The 17,682-nt window shown below is 54.8% G+C and carries 15 protein-coding genes; 10 read left to right on the forward strand and 5 right to left on the reverse strand.

Annotated features, from left to right (window positions below; genetic code table 11):
- Nucleotides 1-203 precede the first annotated feature (203 nt).
- Nucleotides 204-617 (reverse strand): cupin domain-containing protein, encoded by a 414-nt coding sequence (locus AB4Y96_RS12720; RefSeq protein ID WP_441917758.1) that lies wholly within the window; start codon nt 615-617, stop codon nt 204-206.
- 661 nt (nt 618-1,278) lie between these two features.
- Here AB4Y96_RS12720 and AB4Y96_RS12725 point away from each other — a divergent pair.
- The 10 genes from AB4Y96_RS12725 to AB4Y96_RS12770 all read left to right on the forward strand — a co-directional run bounded on the left by AB4Y96_RS12725 (nt 1,279) and on the right by AB4Y96_RS12770 (nt 12,845).
- Complete coding sequence (locus AB4Y96_RS12725) at nt 1,279-4,692, forward strand: PAS domain-containing protein (protein WP_441917760.1); 3,414 nt, start codon at nt 1,279-1,281, stop codon at nt 4,690-4,692.
- A complete protein-coding gene (locus AB4Y96_RS12730; protein WP_441917761.1) occupies nt 4,689-5,330 on the forward strand; it encodes a response regulator transcription factor in 642 nt (213 codons plus the stop codon). The genes AB4Y96_RS12725 and AB4Y96_RS12730 overlap by 4 nt, the downstream gene beginning before the upstream one ends.
- A 2-nt stretch (nt 5,331-5,332) precedes the next feature.
- The gene (locus AB4Y96_RS12735) at nt 5,333-5,710 is read left to right on the forward strand and encodes a response regulator (RefSeq protein ID WP_091884401.1); all 378 of its coding nucleotides are present in this window, start codon (nt 5,333-5,335) and stop codon (nt 5,708-5,710) included.
- Nucleotide 5,711: 1 nt separating this feature from the next.
- Nucleotides 5,712-6,416 carry a response regulator transcription factor gene (locus AB4Y96_RS12740; protein ID WP_441917764.1) on the forward strand — a complete coding sequence of 235 codons (705 nt, stop codon included), beginning with the start codon at nt 5,712-5,714 and terminating at the stop codon, nt 6,414-6,416.
- A 347-nt stretch (nt 6,417-6,763) separates the two neighbouring features.
- Complete coding sequence (locus tag AB4Y96_RS12745) at nt 6,764-7,426, forward strand: hypothetical protein (protein ID WP_441917765.1); 663 nt, start codon at nt 6,764-6,766, stop codon at nt 7,424-7,426.
- 239 nt (nt 7,427-7,665) lie between these two features.
- Nucleotides 7,666-8,634 carry an aliphatic sulfonate ABC transporter substrate-binding protein gene (locus AB4Y96_RS12750; protein WP_091884393.1) on the forward strand — a complete coding sequence of 323 codons (969 nt, stop codon included), beginning with the start codon at nt 7,666-7,668 and terminating at the stop codon, nt 8,632-8,634.
- Nucleotides 8,635-8,650: 16 nt separating this feature from the next.
- On the forward strand, nt 8,651-9,487 hold the full coding sequence (locus tag AB4Y96_RS12755; RefSeq protein ID WP_091884392.1) for an ABC transporter permease: 837 nt from the start codon (nt 8,651-8,653) through the stop codon (nt 9,485-9,487).
- A gap of 4 nt (nt 9,488-9,491) precedes the next feature.
- Nucleotides 9,492-10,241 (forward strand): ABC transporter ATP-binding protein, encoded by a 750-nt coding sequence (locus AB4Y96_RS12760; RefSeq protein WP_091884390.1) that lies wholly within the window; start codon nt 9,492-9,494, stop codon nt 10,239-10,241.
- Between the two features lie 19 nt (nt 10,242-10,260).
- The gene (gene ssuD, locus AB4Y96_RS12765) at nt 10,261-11,436 is read left to right on the forward strand and encodes an FMNH2-dependent alkanesulfonate monooxygenase (protein ID WP_091884388.1); all 1,176 of its coding nucleotides are present in this window, start codon (nt 10,261-10,263) and stop codon (nt 11,434-11,436) included.
- Nucleotides 11,433-12,845, forward strand: coding sequence for an FAD/NAD(P)-binding protein (locus AB4Y96_RS12770; protein WP_441917767.1), 1,413 nt, complete (start codon nt 11,433-11,435; stop codon nt 12,843-12,845). The genes ssuD and AB4Y96_RS12770 overlap by 4 nt, the downstream gene beginning before the upstream one ends.
- Before the next feature lie 32 nt (nt 12,846-12,877).
- Here AB4Y96_RS12770 and AB4Y96_RS12775 read toward each other — a convergent pair whose 3' ends face one another.
- Genes AB4Y96_RS12775 through AB4Y96_RS12790 form a run of 4 tightly spaced genes read right to left on the reverse strand, consistent with a single transcriptional unit; the run spans nt 12,878 to nt 17,674 of the window.
- A complete protein-coding gene (locus tag AB4Y96_RS12775) occupies nt 12,878-14,089 on the reverse strand; it encodes an acyl-CoA dehydrogenase family protein (RefSeq protein WP_441917768.1) in 1,212 nt (403 codons plus the stop codon).
- A gap of 25 nt (nt 14,090-14,114) precedes the next feature.
- Nucleotides 14,115-15,113 carry an ABC transporter permease gene (locus AB4Y96_RS12780; protein ID WP_441917769.1) on the reverse strand — a complete coding sequence of 333 codons (999 nt, stop codon included), beginning with the start codon at nt 15,111-15,113 and terminating at the stop codon, nt 14,115-14,117.
- A gap of 1 nt (nt 15,114) precedes the next feature.
- Complete coding sequence (locus AB4Y96_RS12785; RefSeq protein ID WP_441917771.1) at nt 15,115-16,137, reverse strand: ABC transporter permease; 1,023 nt, start codon at nt 16,135-16,137, stop codon at nt 15,115-15,117.
- On the reverse strand, nt 16,127-17,674 hold the full coding sequence (locus AB4Y96_RS12790) for a sugar ABC transporter ATP-binding protein (protein ID WP_441917773.1): 1,548 nt from the start codon (nt 17,672-17,674) through the stop codon (nt 16,127-16,129). The genes AB4Y96_RS12785 and AB4Y96_RS12790 overlap by 11 nt, the downstream gene beginning before the upstream one ends.
- Nucleotides 17,675-17,682: the final 8 nt, after the last annotated feature.

A 17,682-nucleotide genomic window follows, 5' to 3' on the forward strand; every position in this document is an offset into this window, starting at 1 on the left:
CGGTATTCAGGCGCTGTCAAACGCCCGGAATACGGTCTCCGTTGATTTCAACATCTCAGCTCGTGCGATGTAGAAAGATGGTTGGCCAGGTCTGGACGTGCCTTCAGAACCGTCGTCAGATTCTATTGATTCAGCAAAGAAGAGCATGCCACCAGGATCGTCACAGCGACCTTGAATTGGCCAACTGCCGCTTCGCGTCTTTATTAGCGATAAGGCAGTACGAGGTCCTGCTCCTTCGTATCGACGACAAATACCGCCAATAGTCTTGCAGGCTTGGATTGGCTTGCATTTTCGCTGAGACCATGGCGATCGCCGGGATTTTCGGCAAAACTTTCCCCGGCGCTGTAGACCTTGACGGGTCCATCATTAACCTGACTTTTTATGGCACCTTCCAGAACGGTCGCATAAATGAATGCCGAATTGGGATGCGTATGAGCTGCGGATGTGCCGCCCGGTCCATACTCGACCAAGACACCTTTCATGCTCATTCCGGGAGCATTGGGTAGTTCGTGATCAAATACGAGCGTCACTTTCGACTCCTTGTCAGCATCGCCGGCAAAGGTCGGTGCATTGGCGGCGATCATGACGGCCGCCGAAATCAGGATGGTCCGGAACATTTGATTTATCCTCGAATTGGTTGGTAGCTGAGAGATGTTTATTGACCCATCCCCATCTGCTTTCTCGCTGTATTTATTACGCTGGTTCAGTGTGCTGGGTTTGATGCAACCAGTCCTGACATCCAATCTTGCCGAGGCGCGCGTCCTCGAATTTAATGAGAAGCTCTGGTGGCCGTTCATAGTTGATGCGCTGAGCCATTATCATCTCTCATTGTTGTGAATCTTTCAGATCTTTCGATCGCTTCCAACAGTGACTGGAGAGAGAAAATCATACTATTGTGCAGAGGGCATAACGCACTAGTCATCAGGTTTAGTCGACCCATGCTGAAGTCTAGGCTACGAGACATTTGGCCCCGTGGTCTGCCGCTGTGGAGCTTGCCGGATTAATCTTGGCTTAGAGTAGCGAAGACTTCCGCCACAAGATCATGGCGAGGATGTAACGAATGCGTTAGCCTGCCATTACTGCAACGTCGCACTTGGTCTGGGCAACTTATCCCGAAGACTTGGTTATAACTCATCCCGTCTCATGGATTTCCATAGGGTGCGGTTGACGCAAGGCGGGACTAGGATGAGGCAGTTAGTTCGCCAGCCAGATACAAGGATATGTATTGCACCAAGCGCAGACAGTTCGCAGGATTTCCTCGTCCGGCAGGAGAAAGCAATGACGATAGCGTTGAACTCACCTGACGAAAGTGAATCCGAAGCACTACAGGCGGCGCAGATCATCGAAAGCGTGGTTGGTAACGCATGGGCAACCGACGCCGCGGGCAAATTCATTTATATGAGTCCAGCGGCGCTGCTTGTCCTCGGTGTGACGTTGGAGGAACTCAGGTCTCCTACCGAACAAAGCGTTTCTGTTTGGAAGCGGATAATCCATCCAGATGATTATGACAGCGCCATCGCCACATGGCATCGATGCCTACAGTCTGGTGAACATTACAATGTTGAGCACCGGGTGTTACGCGCGAGTGGTGCTTATGGGTGGAGTCGAAGCTCGGGGCAACCGCTGCGCGATGACCACGGCCAAGTCATAGCATGGTATGGCACAGTGATTGACGGTGATATTTCATCCACCGCTAAAGAGCGATTTGCTGATGTGACAAGTGCTGCTCTCAAAGAAAAAGCAGCTCCAGATGTTCCGCATTCACTGATCCTTATCCATCCGGATGACCGCACAACTGCAGCCCATGCAGACGCGCGTGCCTTCTGGACGGGCGTCCCTCAAATCACGAGACATCGACAACTCGATGCCGAAGGCAGTTATCGGTGGACCGAGACCCGTTCGGAGCCAGGGTATAGTGTAAGTGTCGACATCGACGATCTGGCGACAGATAGAGAGCCGCTGGTTACGACGGTGCCAGACCTTGTGGACGAAAGCGAAGAAGGGCCAATTCGGTCGGCAGGCGTCGTTGAGAGTATATTTGGCAATGGCTGGGCATTCGATGCGACCGGCAGGTGGATATATCTACATCCGTTTGCGCAGAATTCCCTTGGAGTGACACTCGACGATCTGAACGCCTCGTTGAAGGATGGGCATACGGCCTGGAAGCGTCTGCTTCATCCGGACGATTACGACCAGATCGCCGCCACATGGCGCCATTGCCTAGAGACCGGTGATCATTTCAACGTGGAGTTTCGTTTCCGGCGCGCGAGTGGCAACTATGTCTGGGCTCGAACTGCGGCGCGGCCATCGCGCGATAAACAAGGTCGTATCACGGGATGGTATGGCATAGCCCTTGATAATGATGTTCACAAAAAAACCGTAGCGGCGCTGCGTGGCCGCGAGCGGGAGCTTTCACAGCTCGTCGATATGGTCCCGGTTCAGATCAGACGTTTGACCCCGGAAGGCGAGCCGACCTACTTTAACAAGCGCTTGCTCGATTTCTTTGGTTTGAACGACGTTGCACAATTGGGTGGGGCGGGAACGAGCCGCTTGGCCGCGGCAATGCAGACCCTTGTTCACCCCGAAGACTCGGATCTTCTCACAAGGGCGATCCGCCATTCGCTGGCCAGCGGCGAGCCTTATTCCATGAAGTATCGAATGCGTCGTGCGGACGGTGCATACCGCTGGGTTGATGGACGCGGGGAGCCGCTTCGAGATCAAAGCGGAGCTATCATTCAATGGTATGCAATCTCTATCGACATAGATGATGAGATGCGCGCACAGGAAGCATTGCGCGACCGGGAACGGGAACTCTCACAACTTGTTGACATGGTTCCGAGCTTACTCTGGCGATTAAACCCGATAGGCGAACCGACCTTTTTCAACAAGCGCCTGATACGTTTTCTCGGCGTCGACGCCGCATATAAAGACAAGCCAGTTGCGAGCCAGTTGGCCGCAATCCTGAAGGCCGCAATCCATCCTGAAGACGCAGCCGGCCTTTTGGAAAAACTCAACCGATCCCTTGCCACCGGCGAACGGTTCTTCAAGAGGTTTCGTCTACGCCGCGCCGATGGCGTTTACCGTTGGGTCGAAGGCAGTGCAGAACCATTGCGTGATGAGGGCGGCCGGATCCTTCAGTGGTACGGCCTTTCGCACGACATTGAAGATCAATTGCAGGCCGAAGAAGAGCTTCGGAGCAGCAAGCAGCAGCTGGAACAGATGATAGACGCCGTGCCTTTCAATGTTCTGAGCTTTGCACCTTCTGGCAGGATGACCTATGCCAGCCAACGATATCAGGACCAGGTTGGATCGCCGGCGGAGCAGATACAGGACTTCGACGCGTTGGCCCGAGACGTGGCACATCCTGAAGACTTTCCAACAATGTTCAAAAGGGCAAAGAATGGCTTTGCAACCGGCCAGCCTTTCGTGAACCGTTTTCGCCGGCGCTTGAAAGATGGCAGTTATCGCTGGATAGAAGCGCGGGCGCAACCACTGCGCGATGCGGATGGCTCGATCGTGCAATGGTACATTGCTTCAATCGACATCGAAGACGAGATGCAGGCGCAGGAAGCCTTGCGAGAAAGAGAACGTTTTCTCTGGCAACTCGTGGAAACGCTGCCGGCAATGATCGATTGCGCTGCGCCAAATGGCGAGCCAGTCTATCGCAGTCAGCAGCTCCGTGAATTCCTCGGCTATGAGCTTGAAGAGCTGGACGGTGCGATAAAGTCACGGCTGGACGGTACACTTGACGCCGGTGTCCATCCGGACGATCTCGCCGGGGTCAAGGAACAGTACGCCCAATGCCTGTCGACCGGCGAGCCTTACGCACGCAGGCATCGCCTGCGGCACTTCAATGGCGAATATCGTTGGGTAGAGACACGTGCAGCTCCCATGCGCGACTCTGAGGGCAACATCGTGCAATGGAACGTCATTTGCCTGGATATTGATGGCGAGGTTCGCGCGCAGGGAGAACTGCGTTTGGCGCAAGAGAGTTTGGCGCGCGCGAGCCAGGCGGCGAGCCTTGCCGAGCTCTCTGCTTCGATCGCACATGAGGTGAACCAGCCACTGGCGGCCGTCGTGGCAAACTCGCACGCATGCCAGCGCTGGCTTACTGCTGAGCCCCCAAATCTCGAGCGCGCAAATAAAACGGTCGAGCGCATTATTCGCGACGCCAACTCGGCTGCCGACGTCGTGAGCCGCATCCGCGCCTTGTTCAAGCAATCCGTGGAGACGAGAACCATTACAACGCTCGACAGTGTCGTTGCCGAAGCACGCGAACTCTTGACCGAAGAGGCTGTCCGGCGCCGCATCCGCGTCAATGTCGATGTCGAAAGGAATCTTCCGCCTGTTGCACTTGATCGCATTCAAATACAGCAAGTGCTGATCAACCTGATGCGCAACGGCATGGACGCGATGGATTCTGCCACAGGCGACCGTGTTCTTAGGATGCGGGTGCGATACTTAGGTGACGTAGTTCGAACGGAAATTAGCGATTACGGACCGGGTATCGCGTTTCCTGATAGGATATTCGAGCCGTTCTTCACCACGAAAGACCACGGCATGGGCATGGGACTCTCAATCTGCCGTTCGATCATAGAATCCCACGGTGGACGGTTGTGGGCGGAAAACAATGAACCGCATGGAGCGACGTTTATCTTCACGTTGCCGATCGAAATGAAGGCGGCATCATGACGACAGAAGAACACATTGTCTTCATTGTTGATGATGACAAGCGCATTCAAGAAGCGTTGTGCGAGCTGCTGGCCTCACACGGCATGCGCGCCGAGGTGTTCGGATCGGCGGGCGAGTATATCAATGCAGAAAAACCCGATATCTCAGCCTGTCTCATCCTCGATGTCCAACTACCAGACATCAACGGTCTCGAGTTGCAGACGCAGATCGGGACCCATGACCACCCGCCGATCGTGTTCATAACAGGGCATGGCGATATACCGTCATCCGTCCAGGCCATCAAACACGGCGCTGTGGACTTTCTGACCAAACCCTTCAGCGATGCGGACCTCATGTTGGCAATCCACGCGGCAATCGCACGGGATCGGCAAAAAAGATCGGAACGCTCTGAACTCGGCGAATTGAGACAACGTTACGTCGAACTGACGCCGCGAGAGCGTGAGGTGTTGCCTCTTGTCGTGAGCGGTCTTCTCAATAAGCAAGCTGCCGCTGAACTGGGGATCAGCGAAGTTACACTGCAAATCCACAGGCGAAACGTGATGCAGAAGATGGCAGCGGCGTCGCTCGCCGATCTGGTGCGTATTGCAGAAAGATTAGAAATACCGATTACCCACTCGCGACGAGGGGGAGGAAATTGAAGATGAATATCACAAGACATGTCGTGGCAATCGTTGATGACGATCCGAGATTGCTTGAATCGGTGGGCGATCTTCTGGAATCCGCGGGCTACGCATCTTGCGGTTTTCCATCGGCAGAATCGCTGCTCGTCAACGGTCTATCGGATATGGATGTGCTTATCACAGACATCGGCATGCCTGGCATCGATGGCTTTGAACTTCGTGAACTGGTGAGGAAGTTACGTCCGGATCTGCCGGTATTCCTGATCACGGGCCGCCACGAGATAGCAGACCAAGGACGCGCTCAAGGCTTTAGCGGATGTTTCCGCAAACCCTTCGATGCTCAAGCCCTGCTCGCTGCTATTGCTGATGCTTTACGCAATCAAAAGATGGAGGGGTAACATGAGAGTCGACCAACCGTTGCTGCAGAAATCGACACCGCCATTACCGCAGCGGAAGACTGAAGACGATCAGCCGCTCGTCATGATTGTGGATGACGACGCTTCCGTTCGGGAGGCTCTGTCAGAGCTGATCCTTTCGGCCGGTTTCCAGCCTGTCAGCTTTGCGTCAACCCGCGAATTGCTCGAGGCCAATATCCTGCAAAGCCCAGGCTGCTTGATCCTCGATGTACGTATGCCGGGTACAAGTGGACTCCATCTGCAACGTCATCTGGCGGAAAACGGTAACCCCAAGCCGATTATCTTCCTGACCGGGCATGGTGATATCCCGATGACTGTTCAGGCGATGAAGGCAGGTGCTGTGGACTTTCTTACCAAACCGGTGCGAGACCAAACGCTGCTCGATGCCGTGCTTGCGGGAATAGCAATGGATGCTGAACGACGGGCTGAGGCATCGGTCGCCAACCGCAATATCGAACATCTCGAAACACTAACACAGCGCGAGCGCGAAGTACTGCATGAAGTGGCGCGCGGACGCCTCAACAAGCAGATCGCGTTCGATCTGGGCATCAGCGAAGTGACGGTCAAGCTGCACCGCAGCAACGTCATGCGCAAGATGGAAGCTGCTTCAATCGGAGAGTTGATCCGCGCATGGGAAACCCTGCCTGCGGCAATGCGCGAAGCCGGCGGCGCCAAGACTTTGGCATGACCTGATCTCTCAGTATCTGTCTGAGGGGATTTCACCAGATCAGCGGTGCCTAATGAATTTATGGCCTGACCAAGGGTAGTATCCACCGATACAGCGATGCAGGTTTTATTGATACCGGGTAGCAGCCCAGATCCTTCGCCAAAGGAAGTAATTTTTGGAAGATTTGAGACAAGAACGTGCCTTGCTGAGGAATGCACGCGGACGTGGCCAAGCGGGCATTTCAAATTTTTCATCCGTGAGGCATTGTTTGGAGGCGCATGGGGCGCGATGCTTAGACTCACAAACGCCTAAGCGAAAAAGCAGGAGTCTGACGATGACGAGCACACAAATTTCGCAGGGCTTCTGACATGGTAGCGCCCTCTCGCCCGAAAATTACCGGTGTGCGGCAATTCCTTGATTTGGAGCAGCAGCGCGATTGGATAGAGGGCAAGATCGACTTGCCGGATACCGGCGACCGCTTGGAGTCCCTGGAACAGCGTTTTAAATATGTCGCTCGATTTGAGAAGTTACGTAATCGCCCGCAAGCAGCGGAAGTGCTGGAGATTCTCGGGCTATATGGTCCAAGCTGCATTCCCATTCCCCGCAAGACCGAACGCCACTACTGGTCGGTTTCCTGTCTGCCGTCGACATCGGACAAGCCGCTCATCCGCGTCAATGCGAGCTGGATGGAGCTTTTCACACTCTATGCACAAGACGAAGATATCCGCGCCAGATTCATCGTGCATCTTTCGGATTTCACTACGGATCGTTCAGCCACGCCGAGCCGGGTGGATGAACCCTTTCTCGAGCAAAGCGTCGCGATGCCAGAGGACGTCAGTTATTTCTTCCCGCGTGGTGCAGACATTTTTGGCATCAACGTGCGCAGCTCAATCTCGATCCGCAAATTTCTGATGGACAGCCGCGTGTTGCGCGGCATTCGGACCTTCAACCTGACGCACATGAACCGGGGAAGAAACGCCTATCAGGCGAGTCATTGCTACAGCGTGGCGGATTTTATGCAGGCAGATTGAGAAGGTATTAATGCGCGCCATGCTGACCAACGCACAGCGGCTCTGATGGGCTGTCAAATCGCACTTAGGCATGGTCGCTTCGCATCGAGATTATCAATAAGTAATTTCGGCTCGGCTTGCAGATAAAATTAGCAAATCATTTCTTCTTGGCAGCGAGTGGTCTCTCTATTGTTCTCTTTTCCCGTTGAATGCCGCCAGTGGTCGCGTTGTGCCGCCAGCTATCCAAGAGGACAATTCCCATGACCACGGTCCGATCGCTCATCTTCAGTCTAACTGGCATCATCTTTTTCGCGATTTCTACAATTGTTCACGCAGCAGAGATTTCCGAACTGCGAATAGATTGGGCCACATATAATCCGGTTGGCCTTCTGCTTAAGAAGCAGGGTATCCTTGAAAAGGAGTTCGAAAAGGACGGGATCAAGATTCGCTGGGTTCAGTCTGCCGGTTCCAATAAAGCGCTGGAATTTTTAAATGCCGGCTCCATAGATTTTGGCTCAACTGCCGGCGCTGCAGCGCTTCTTGGACGGATCAATGGTAACCCCGTGAAGTCCGTTTACGTTTATTCACGCCCTGAGTGGACGGCTCTCGTCACGCGGCCCAACACTGGCATCAACGGCGTCAGCGATTTGAAGGGCAAGCGCATCGCGGTAACGCGGGGCACGGACCCGCATATTTTTCTCGAACGTGCCTTAGCCGACGCAGGTCTCACCGAAAAGGACGTTACACTCGTGCTCCTTCAGCATGCTGACGGCAGGCTGGCATTACAGCGTGGTGACGTGGACGCTTGGGCTGGGCTCGATCCGCTCATGGCCGCAGCAGAAGTGGAAGATGGTGCAAAGCTTTTCTACCGCAAGCCCGAAAATAATACATGGGGCGTTCTTAACACAAGCGAGAGCTTTGCTGCCGAGCATCCCGCGATCGTCAATCGCGTGATCGCCGCCTATGAAAAGGCTCGCGCCGAAGCAATTGCCCATCCGGACGAATTGAAGGCTGTACTGATCGAAGCAACCAAACTGCCGGAAAGCGTCATAACCAAACAGATTGAACGAACTGACATCAGTCATTCACGCATCGGAAGTGAACAAAGCGATACAATCGCTTCGGCAGGCCTCGCCTTGCAGAAAGCTGGTGTCATCGCTTCTGACGTCGACGTCAAGGCGACCACTGACAAACTGATTGATGCCAGTTTCGCGACCGCCAGCCAATAACGGACAAGACTGGTCGATGAGTGCAACGGAAATCAGTTTACCCGAGATTGTGCACGAGAAGGCCAGCGCCGCCCCCATTGTCAAATCACGCCTCAAATCCGTCTGGCTTGGCATGCTTGTTCCGCTTGTGCTGGCGCTCTTTTGGGAGGCAAGCGTGCAAACGGGCCTCATAGTCGGACGGCTGATGCCGCCTCCTTCGCGCATCATGATGACCTTGTGGAATCTATGGCAAAGTGGGGATCTCACCACGCATATCATCGCGACGACGTTGCGAGTGTTCTCAGGTTTTGTGGTTGGCACTATCGTGGGGACATTGTTTGGAGCGTTGACCGGTTATTCCCTGCTCATGCGCCGCCTTTTTGATCCCTCATTACAAGCTCTGCGCGCCATTCCTTCCATCGCCTGGGTGCCTCTGTTCATTCTATGGCTTGGAATTTTCGAAGAATCGAAGATTGCCCTCATTGCAGTGGGTGTCTTCTTTCCGGTTTACCTGGGGGTTAGCGGGGCGGTGTTATCGGTTGATAGGAAGATTGTTGAAGTTGGCCGCATCTTTCGGTTGAGCGGCTTTGAACTGATCCGACGTATTCTATTGCCCGCCGTGCTGCCAAGCTATGTTATCGCGCTGCGCTCTGGCCTGGGACTTGGCTGGATGTTCGTCGTCGCCGCCGAATTCATGGGCGCTTCAGAAGGTTTGGGCTATCTGCTTGTAGATGGCCAACAGCTCGGTAAACCAGATCAGATTCTCGCCGCAATCATCATCTTCGCCATCGTCGGCAAATTGTCCGACAGTCTGATCGCATCGATTGCCGTGCCCTTCCTGCGCTGGGAAGACCGATTTGGACCGGGAGCCTAAGCGCATGCTTCAAGTCAATGCCATCAGTAAAATTTATCTCAATGGCACTCAAGCACTCGATAACATAACGCTCAAAGTCGAGGACGGAGAAATCTTCGGCATTGTCGGCGGTTCCGGTTGTGGCAAGAGCACATTGCTGCGATTGATCTCAGGGCTCGATACGGCAACAGGTGGGATAGTCAGCGTCGATGGCGTGACGATCATCAAGCCACATCCCTATATCGGTCTTGTCTTTCAAGAACCACGACTGCTTCCATGGCTGAATGTCGCCGACAATGTCGGCTTTGGGTTGAATGAACCGAACACGGAATTGAAAAAACAGCGTATTGATGAAGCGCTTGAAAAGGTGGGGCTTTCTCGCTTTGCTACATACTGGCCCAAGGAACTGTCAGGAGGTCAGGCCCAACGCACAGCACTGGCCCGGGCACTTGTTACACGTCCACACGTTCTTCTGCTGGACGAGCCCTTTTCGGCGCTCGACGCCTTCACCCGTGCGGAGTTGCAGGAACATTTATTGGAGCTTTGGAATGAGAGCCGGCCGACTCTCGTGCTGGTCACGCACGATATTGAGGAAGCGCTATTTCTCGCTGATCGCATCGCAGTGATGCGACCATATCCGGGGCGTATTGCAGAAACGTTCCGTATCAACTTGCCGCGCCGGCGTGACCGCCTCTCGCCTGAATTCGAGAAAGTGAAGCGTGACATCCTTCGCTCGCTCAATACCACGCTCATTTCGCACAAAATTGCTTCCTGAAGTCTTATAAGGATTGACGATGACCACCATCATTTCAGACAAAATCAAGGTTCTGTGGTTTCTACCCACGCATGGCGACAGCCAATATCTTGGTACATCGGAAGGCGGAAGGGCAGTTGACCTTCCTTACCTTCAGCAAGTGGCACAAGCGGCCGATACGCTCGGTTACTACGGCGTCCTTCTGCCTACCGGTCGCAGTTGCGAGGATAGCTGGGTCGTTGCTTCGGCACTCGCTCCATTGACAAAACAGTTGCGCTTTCTTGTGGCCGTGCGCCCAGGCCTGCAATCGCCCACTCTGGCCGCTCGCATGACGGCCACGCTGGACCGTATTTCAGAAGGCCGGCTGCTGATCAACGTCGTGACGGGAGGCGACCCGGTAGAGAACAAAGGCGATGGCATTTTTCTTTCTCACGACGAACGCTACGAAGTCACCCGCGAATTTCTCGATATCTACAAGGCCGTTTTACGCGGTGAAACGGTGGAATTCACCGGGAAGCATTTCAAGATCGAGGATGGTCGGTTGCTGTTCCCCCCACATCAGACGCCACATCCGCCGCTTTATTTCGGCGGTTCATCGGAAGCGGCCAATGCCGTTGCCGCCGAACAGATCGACAAATATCTCACCTGGGGCGAACCGCCGTCTGCTGTTGCGGAAAAGATAAACAGCGTCAATACACTGGCGCAAAAAGCCGGACGCAAGGTCAGCTTCGGCATTCGTCTGCATGTGATTGTACGTGAAACCAATGATGAAGCCTGGGCCGCCGCTGAAAAGCTGATCAGCAAGCTTGATGATGATACCATTGCTGCCGCGCAAAAGGTCTTCGCTCGCATGGACTCCGTTGGTCAATCGCGTATGAGCAAGTTGCATGGCGGGCGCCGCGATCAACTGGAAGTCAGTCCCAATCTCTGGGCTGGCGTCGGGCTCGTGCGGGGTGGTGCTGGAACAGCGCTCGTTGGTGATGCGGCAACGGTGGCCGAGCGTATGGACGAGTACCGGCGCATCGGCATCGATACCTTTATCTTATCGGGTTATCCGCATCTGGAAGAAGCTTATCGCTTCGGCGAGCTGGTACTCCCGAACCTGCCGCTTGATCATGCGATCCGGACAAGTGCTACCTCGGTCAATATGGGCCCGTTTGGCGAAACCGTTGCGGGAGATCATCGTCCCGCAACTCTGCGGGCAAGCCAATCGTGACACAGCCACCTGTTGTGGCGATCATTGGCGGCGGCTTCTCTGGAGCGGCCATCGCCTATCATCTGGCAAAACAGATCTCCCAGAACGAGATCGAGATTGTTGTTGTAGAACCACGGGAAATGCTGGGCGGAGGCCTCGCCTACTCCACCACTGATCCCGCACACCGGATTAACGTACCCGCGGCCAAAATGACGATGGTATCTGCGGAGCCGGACCATTTTTGCCGATGGTTGGTACATGACAGCGCCAGTCGTGAAGACAGCCTTGCCCGAACAGCCAGGGGCGATGACTTTCCGCAACGCTCCGTATTCGGACGCTATGTTCATGACCACATTGAGCCCTTCCTTAAAACCGGGCAAGTCCAGCACGTCAGGGCCAAGGCATTGGCGATTGCACTTGCCGACGGGCGCTACGCCATTGTCCTTGCCGACGGGAATATTCGCAGCGCCGATATTATTGTCATTGCAACGACACATCCGCTGCCGACTGTACCAGCCACTTTGCTGCACCTGAAAGGGGAACAACGTTTTGTGCCGGACCCCTATTCCGAAAATGCGCTTGCAACAATTGAGGCGCACCATTCGGTCCTCATCGTTGGCACCGGTCTCACAGCTGCCGATATTATTGCTTCACTCGACAAACGCGGCCACCACGGTTTGATCACGGCCCTGTCGCGCCACGGTTATCGTTCCCGTGGACATGCTGTTGTTCCCGTCACTCCCTATGGCACGTTCGGGAACGATGTCACCGCCAGCGCCCTGTTGCGCAATATCAGGCAAACATTGAAACGGGCTGAGAATGAGGGATTAACCTGGCATTGGGTTCTTGATGCCCTTCGCGACCAAGCTCCGTCTATCTGGAATGTTCTTCCTACGGATGAACGGCGGCGGCTGGTCCGGCATTTGCGATCCCTATGGGATGTGCATCGGTTTCGGATCGCTCCGCAAGTGGAAGCAGTCCTCGACCAGCGTTTGCGTGACGGCACGCTTGTTATCCTTCCCGCCTCACTGCATTCAGCTTCAATGATCGCTGAAGGTTTTAACGTGAGCTATCGGCAACGGCACAACACCACCGTTGAAACTGAACGCTTTGATGCAATTGTCATTACCACCGGACCCGCCCATGCAACGCTGGCAAGCGAGAGCCCATTGATTGGCGCGCTGTTTGAACAGGGCTTACTTAGCGCCGATCCTGTCGGGCTGGGTCTGCACACTGCGCGGACCGGCCAAGCCATCAGTATCGAAGGGAGGCCTACCGAAACTTTGTACATCGGCGGACCGCTGGCACGTGGTGCCTTTGGCGAGTTGATGGGTGTACCGGAAGTAACCCGCTACGCTGAGTTCATCGCCGAAGCGATCAAAGGTCAGATCATTCGGACACGTTCGGCAGTGCAAAGGCAGGTCTCGTAAATTTTGACGCCTGCCTCGCGCTTATCTCTCGTTCAGCTGTAAAGGCTGACCAACGGTATCTCGCCGTTCAGCACGAAATTGCCAACCTCGCGCGCCTTGTAAAAAACCGGGTCGTGCAATGTGTGAGTACGAACATTGCGCCAGAAACGATCAAAGCCATAACGGGACGCGGTTGCACGGGCACCCATTAATTCAAAAATACGCGCGGTGATTTCCAGCGCCACATGTGTTGCGTGCACCTTGGCATGGTAGGCTTCGATGGCGGCCTCACCCCGTTCCTGCTCCGTGACGGAATGGCCCTTTGCAAGAGCTGCCTGCACAGAGAGTGCCGCGTTTTCCGCGAGAGCAGCTGATGCCTTCAAGCTTGCGGAAAATTCGCCGAACCGTTCAAGAATATAGGGGTCATCGGCGGCACGACTGACACCCGATGTTTCCCACGGTTTTGTCGTCGTGCGCACATAGTCCAGCGCCTGCGCCAGAGCACCTTCAGCAGTACCAAGATAGAAATTGACAAATACCAGCTGGATCAGCGGTGTGTTGAATGTGGCAAGCGGTGGTAATGGCGCTTCGGGCGCAGCAAGGGGTACAAGGAAGTCCGCTTCCGTCACTGCATAATCACGAAACTCGACACTACCGCTATCAGACAGGCGCTGACCGATATTGTCCCAGTCGCCCCCAGGAAAATAACCTGGACGGTCTGTCGGTAGCACCAGACTGGCAATGTCGCCATCCAGCAGCGCAATCACGTTGATGCGGTCGGAAATATGAGCCGCCGTGCTGAATGTCTTGCGGCCGTTGAGACGATACCCTTCTGCCGCGCGGGTCAGCGTCAACCCCGCATCACGCGGATTGACCACAGCACCCCAATAGTGCCCCTTCTCGACAGTTTCGATCCCAAGCGCACGGGCTCTCGCCTCATCAGCGGCGATATAGGGTACATAGGCGTTGACGTAATGGTAGCCGAGCAATTGGCCGATGGAACTTTCGCCGCGCGAAATGATCCGCACCAGCCGCAATGCCTCCGCCCAACGGATGCCGCCGCCACCAATTTCTGTTGGGTGCAAAGCCGTGAGGAGCCCTGCTTTACGTAATGTGTCGATTTCGGCTTTGGGCACACCTGCCTCCCGATCACGCTCCGCCCCCGCTTTTGCAAGTTCTGCGGCAATGGCAATGGCTCGAGCGGCAAAATCGTCATAGGTCGCCGAAGCTGGGTGAATAAGTTTCAGAGATGAGCGGTCGGACATGAGACACCTTTGTCGAGAGGGAAAATCAATCGCCGCGCCCGCGCCGATTGAGAAAACTGGCGGCAAGCACGATAAAAATCAGCAAGCCGGTACCGACCTGCTGCCAATAGAAACTAAGGCCCGTCAGGAGCAAGCCATTAGCGACAATGCTAAGCAGCAGAACGCCAAGCATAGTGCCGGGTATGTTTGGACGCCCCTCACGGCTGAGCGTGGTGCCGATAAAAGTCGCGCCAATGGCATTGAGCATGAACGCTCCACCTGAGTTGGGGATATAAACCGAGACGGTTGACGTTAGGATGATGCCTGCAATTGCCGCGATAAAGCCACTGATCACATAGACCAGTCCAATGTGCCCCGGCACTCTCAGGCCGGAATAGCGCGCTACACTCTGCTGCACACCGATTGCCAGAACCACTCGGCCAAAGCGTGTGCGCAGCAGGACGATTGATGTGATCATGATCAACAAACCAACGATGATCAGAGGCACCGGAATACCGAGAATATGACCATGACCAATAAAGCGGAACAGGGGGGAAATCCCGGTCTGTGGCAGATAGACCGGATTGCCGCCGTTGGTTAGCAATTGCTGGGTACTGCGGCCGATAAATAGCGTTCCAAGCGTCGCAAGAAATGGCGTTATTCCGACACCTGATATCAGCAATGCATTGAACAGCCCAACCAATGCGCCGCTGACAAGCGCAGCAAGGATGGCCAAACCCACGGGATAACCGGCGAGCACCAACGAGACAAAAGCGAAGCTGGCAAAATCGACAGATGTTCCAACCGAAAGATCAATGCCACCGGCCGAGACGGCGAAGGTCATAGCGACGGCGACAATGGCGAGCAGCGTAAAATTATTGACGAGGATACTGGTCAGATTTGCTGATGTCAGAAATGTCGTCGTGGCGAACGAGAAGAAGGCAAAGACCCCGGCAAGCGCGGCGATGACCGCATAGCGCAGCAGGACCTGTCCGATGAACTGCGGGGTAAAGAGGCGGCGATCCGGATTTGCGAACACACTCATCTCACGCCACCCCTTTGCCACGCTGCAATGATGTCGCTGCCACGACCAGAAGTATGAGGATGCCCTGAATGCCACTCACGAGTGTGCTCGAAATATTGAGAAGCTGGAAGCCATTGGTCAGGAAGCCGACTAGCAAAGTCGATAACAGTGTACCGCCAATTGTTGGGACAAGCCGCCGGGAAAACACGACACTCAGGAGCGCCGTCACCACAACAGGAAGCAGCATCTCCCCCGCACCCGTGGTTGAACCACTGAGGTAGGAAACGGACAATATTCCGGCTAATCCGCCACATAATCCACTGGCGATGTAACTGCCGGCAACGATGCGTTTGACCGGCAGTCCTGCCGCTCTTGCAGCTTCAGGAAAGGCACCCACCGCGTAGAGTCGCAACCCCAAGGGTGTGTACTGCACAATACCGGCCGCAATAATGGTGAAAATGATCAGCACATAGGCCAGAACAGGAATGTCAAACGGGCCATAGTTGGAAAGCACAGACAGAAAGTCCGACGCGGCCGAAACCACTGTATTCTGCGTCAGTACCAGCTCCAGCCCGGCCACGACATTCATGACTGCCAATGTTGCCAGCAGGGGGACGATACCAAAGATGACAATGGCAATTGCGTTGACGAGACCAATCAGACCGCCGGTCAACAGCGCACCGGCAATCGCCACGCCGTCGCCATGGCCAGTGGAAACCAGCGTTGCATAAACAGCCGCGCTCAAACCGAGATTGGCCGCAAGTGAGAGATCGATACCGCCCTTCACGACATTGGCGCCGCCGCCAATGATGACGATTGTCAGGCCAATCGCCAACACGCCGAGAATGGCCGACTGCCCCAACACATTGCCAATATTACCCAGTGTGAAGAAGAATGGTGCGGTGATCGAGAAGAAGATCAGTAGCGCAGCAAAGGCCAGTATCGAACCACCGCGCAAGGCAAACCCTGCGAGCCAGCGCGCAAAGCGCCGGGCGCCGTCATTCCCTGAACTGAAGTCGGACAATGTATCAATATCAGCTGACATGGCGCTGTTCTCCATAGTGCTGGATCAATGCGCCCGTCGCCTCGGCAAGGACTTCATCGGGTGTCGCTTCCGATGACTGGAACTCACGAACAACAGCCCCCCGATAGAGAACAAGAATACGATCCGTTATCCCGATAAGTTCAGGAAGATCACTGGAGAGAATAAGGATTCCAGCACCGCGTTCGGCAAGTTTACCGATAAGGTTATAAATCTCGACCTTCGAACCAATATCGACACCAACAGTCGGCTCATCGAGGATATAGAGGGTTGATTTCCGGCTCAGCCACTTGGCGAGTGCCACCTTCTGCTGATTACCGCCACTTAAAGTGCAAGCGGGTGCAAAGCGGCCATTGGTCTTGATCGCCAGTTGCTCAATAAGCCTGTCCACTTCAGTATGTTCTTCATCTCTTTTGAGAAATCCAAATCCGGTGAAACGTTTCAAACTGGCAAGGGTAATGTTTTCCGCAACGCTCAGGCCGAGGGCCACACCATCACCCCGACGGTCTTCCGGTACCAACGCCAGACGTTTGGCCACTGCCGCAACAGGAGAGCGCGGTCGCCCCTTTTCGCCTTCGATTGTAATCTCGCCGGTATCGGCCGCTTCAAGCCCGAAGAGCACGCGCACGAGATCCTTGGCACCGGACCCGAGCAATCCTGTGAGACCGACAATCTCGCCTTGCCTGATATCCAAGGAGACGTTCTGAAATTTTCCAGCCTTGGAAAGCGCTTTGGCGGTCAGAACCGGCTCACCGATTGTCACGGATATCTTGGGGAACATTTCTTCAATGTCCCGCGCCACCATCAGTGAGGCAATTTTTGATGCCGGTGTGGCGCGCGGATCGATGGTGGCTACATCCTTGCCATTACGAAGGATCGTCGCGCGGTCACAAAGTGCTTCGATCTCGTTGAGATAGTGGGAGATATAGATAATCGTGATGCCGTCAGCACGCAGCCGCCGAATAAGATCAAACAGGATATCCGCCTCGCGCCGCACCAGTGCCGCAGTTGGTTCGTCAAAAACAAGGATGGATGGTTTATCCAGCAATGCTCGAGTGATCTGTACAATCTGCTTTTGTGCAGCGGTCAGTTCACTGATGAGCACATTGGCCGGAAGCTTCAGCTTGAAATACTTGTCGAGAATTTCCTCGGCTCGTTTGCGGATCGTCCGTCGATCGAGAAAAGGCAGCCCCGCCAAACGCGGCTCTCGCCCGAGAAACAGCGACTCGCCAACGGTAAAACTTGGCACCAGCAGACGATCCTGATGAATGAAGTGGATACCGAGCTTCTCCACCTCATACGCTGACAAACGCCTATGACTGATGTTGTTGATTTCGATGGAGCCTTCATCCGGTTGATAGAGACCCGCGAGGATCTTGATCAGGGTGGATTTTCCTGCACCATTCTGGCCGATTAACCCATGGACAGTGCCACGCTCGACCTCAAGCGTAGCACCCGACAGCGCCTCGACGCCGCCGAAGCGCTTGACCAATCCACGCAATCTCAGGGCATATTTGCCGTTGTCCGCTACCGGGCTCATTCATCAAC

The organism is Phyllobacterium sp. TAF24 (assembly GCF_052113785.1).
Lineage (GTDB): Bacteria > Pseudomonadota > Alphaproteobacteria > Rhizobiales > Rhizobiaceae > Phyllobacterium.

Bases quoted from the DNA above. Each gene is read 5' to 3' on its own strand.
- AB4Y96_RS12720 (WP_441917758.1), bottom strand. From the start codon at position 617: ATGTTCCGGACCATCCTGATTTCGGCGGCCGTCATGATCGCCGCCAAT.
- AB4Y96_RS12725 (WP_441917760.1), top strand. From the start codon at position 1,279: ATGACGATAGCGTTGAACTCACCTGACGAAAGTGAATCCGAAGCACTA.
- AB4Y96_RS12730 (WP_441917761.1), top strand. From the start codon at position 4,689: ATGACGACAGAAGAACACATTGTCTTCATTGTTGATGATGACAAGCGC.
- AB4Y96_RS12735 (WP_091884401.1), top strand. From the start codon at position 5,333: ATGAATATCACAAGACATGTCGTGGCAATCGTTGATGACGATCCGAGA.
- AB4Y96_RS12740 (WP_441917764.1), top strand. From the start codon at position 5,712: ATGAGAGTCGACCAACCGTTGCTGCAGAAATCGACACCGCCATTACCG.
- AB4Y96_RS12745 (WP_441917765.1), top strand. From the start codon at position 6,764: ATGGTAGCGCCCTCTCGCCCGAAAATTACCGGTGTGCGGCAATTCCTT.
- AB4Y96_RS12750 (WP_091884393.1), top strand. From the start codon at position 7,666: ATGACCACGGTCCGATCGCTCATCTTCAGTCTAACTGGCATCATCTTT.
- AB4Y96_RS12755 (WP_091884392.1), top strand. From the start codon at position 8,651: ATGAGTGCAACGGAAATCAGTTTACCCGAGATTGTGCACGAGAAGGCC.
- AB4Y96_RS12760 (WP_091884390.1), top strand. From the start codon at position 9,492: ATGCTTCAAGTCAATGCCATCAGTAAAATTTATCTCAATGGCACTCAA.
- ssuD (WP_091884388.1), top strand. From the start codon at position 10,261: ATGACCACCATCATTTCAGACAAAATCAAGGTTCTGTGGTTTCTACCC.
- AB4Y96_RS12775 (WP_441917768.1), bottom strand. From the start codon at position 14,089: ATGTCCGACCGCTCATCTCTGAAACTTATTCACCCAGCTTCGGCGACC.
- AB4Y96_RS12780 (WP_441917769.1), bottom strand. From the start codon at position 15,113: ATGAGTGTGTTCGCAAATCCGGATCGCCGCCTCTTTACCCCGCAGTTC.
- AB4Y96_RS12785 (WP_441917771.1), bottom strand. From the start codon at position 16,137: ATGTCAGCTGATATTGATACATTGTCCGACTTCAGTTCAGGGAATGAC.
- AB4Y96_RS12790 (WP_441917773.1), bottom strand. From the start codon at position 17,674: ATGAGCCCGGTAGCGGACAACGGCAAATATGCCCTGAGATTGCGTGGA.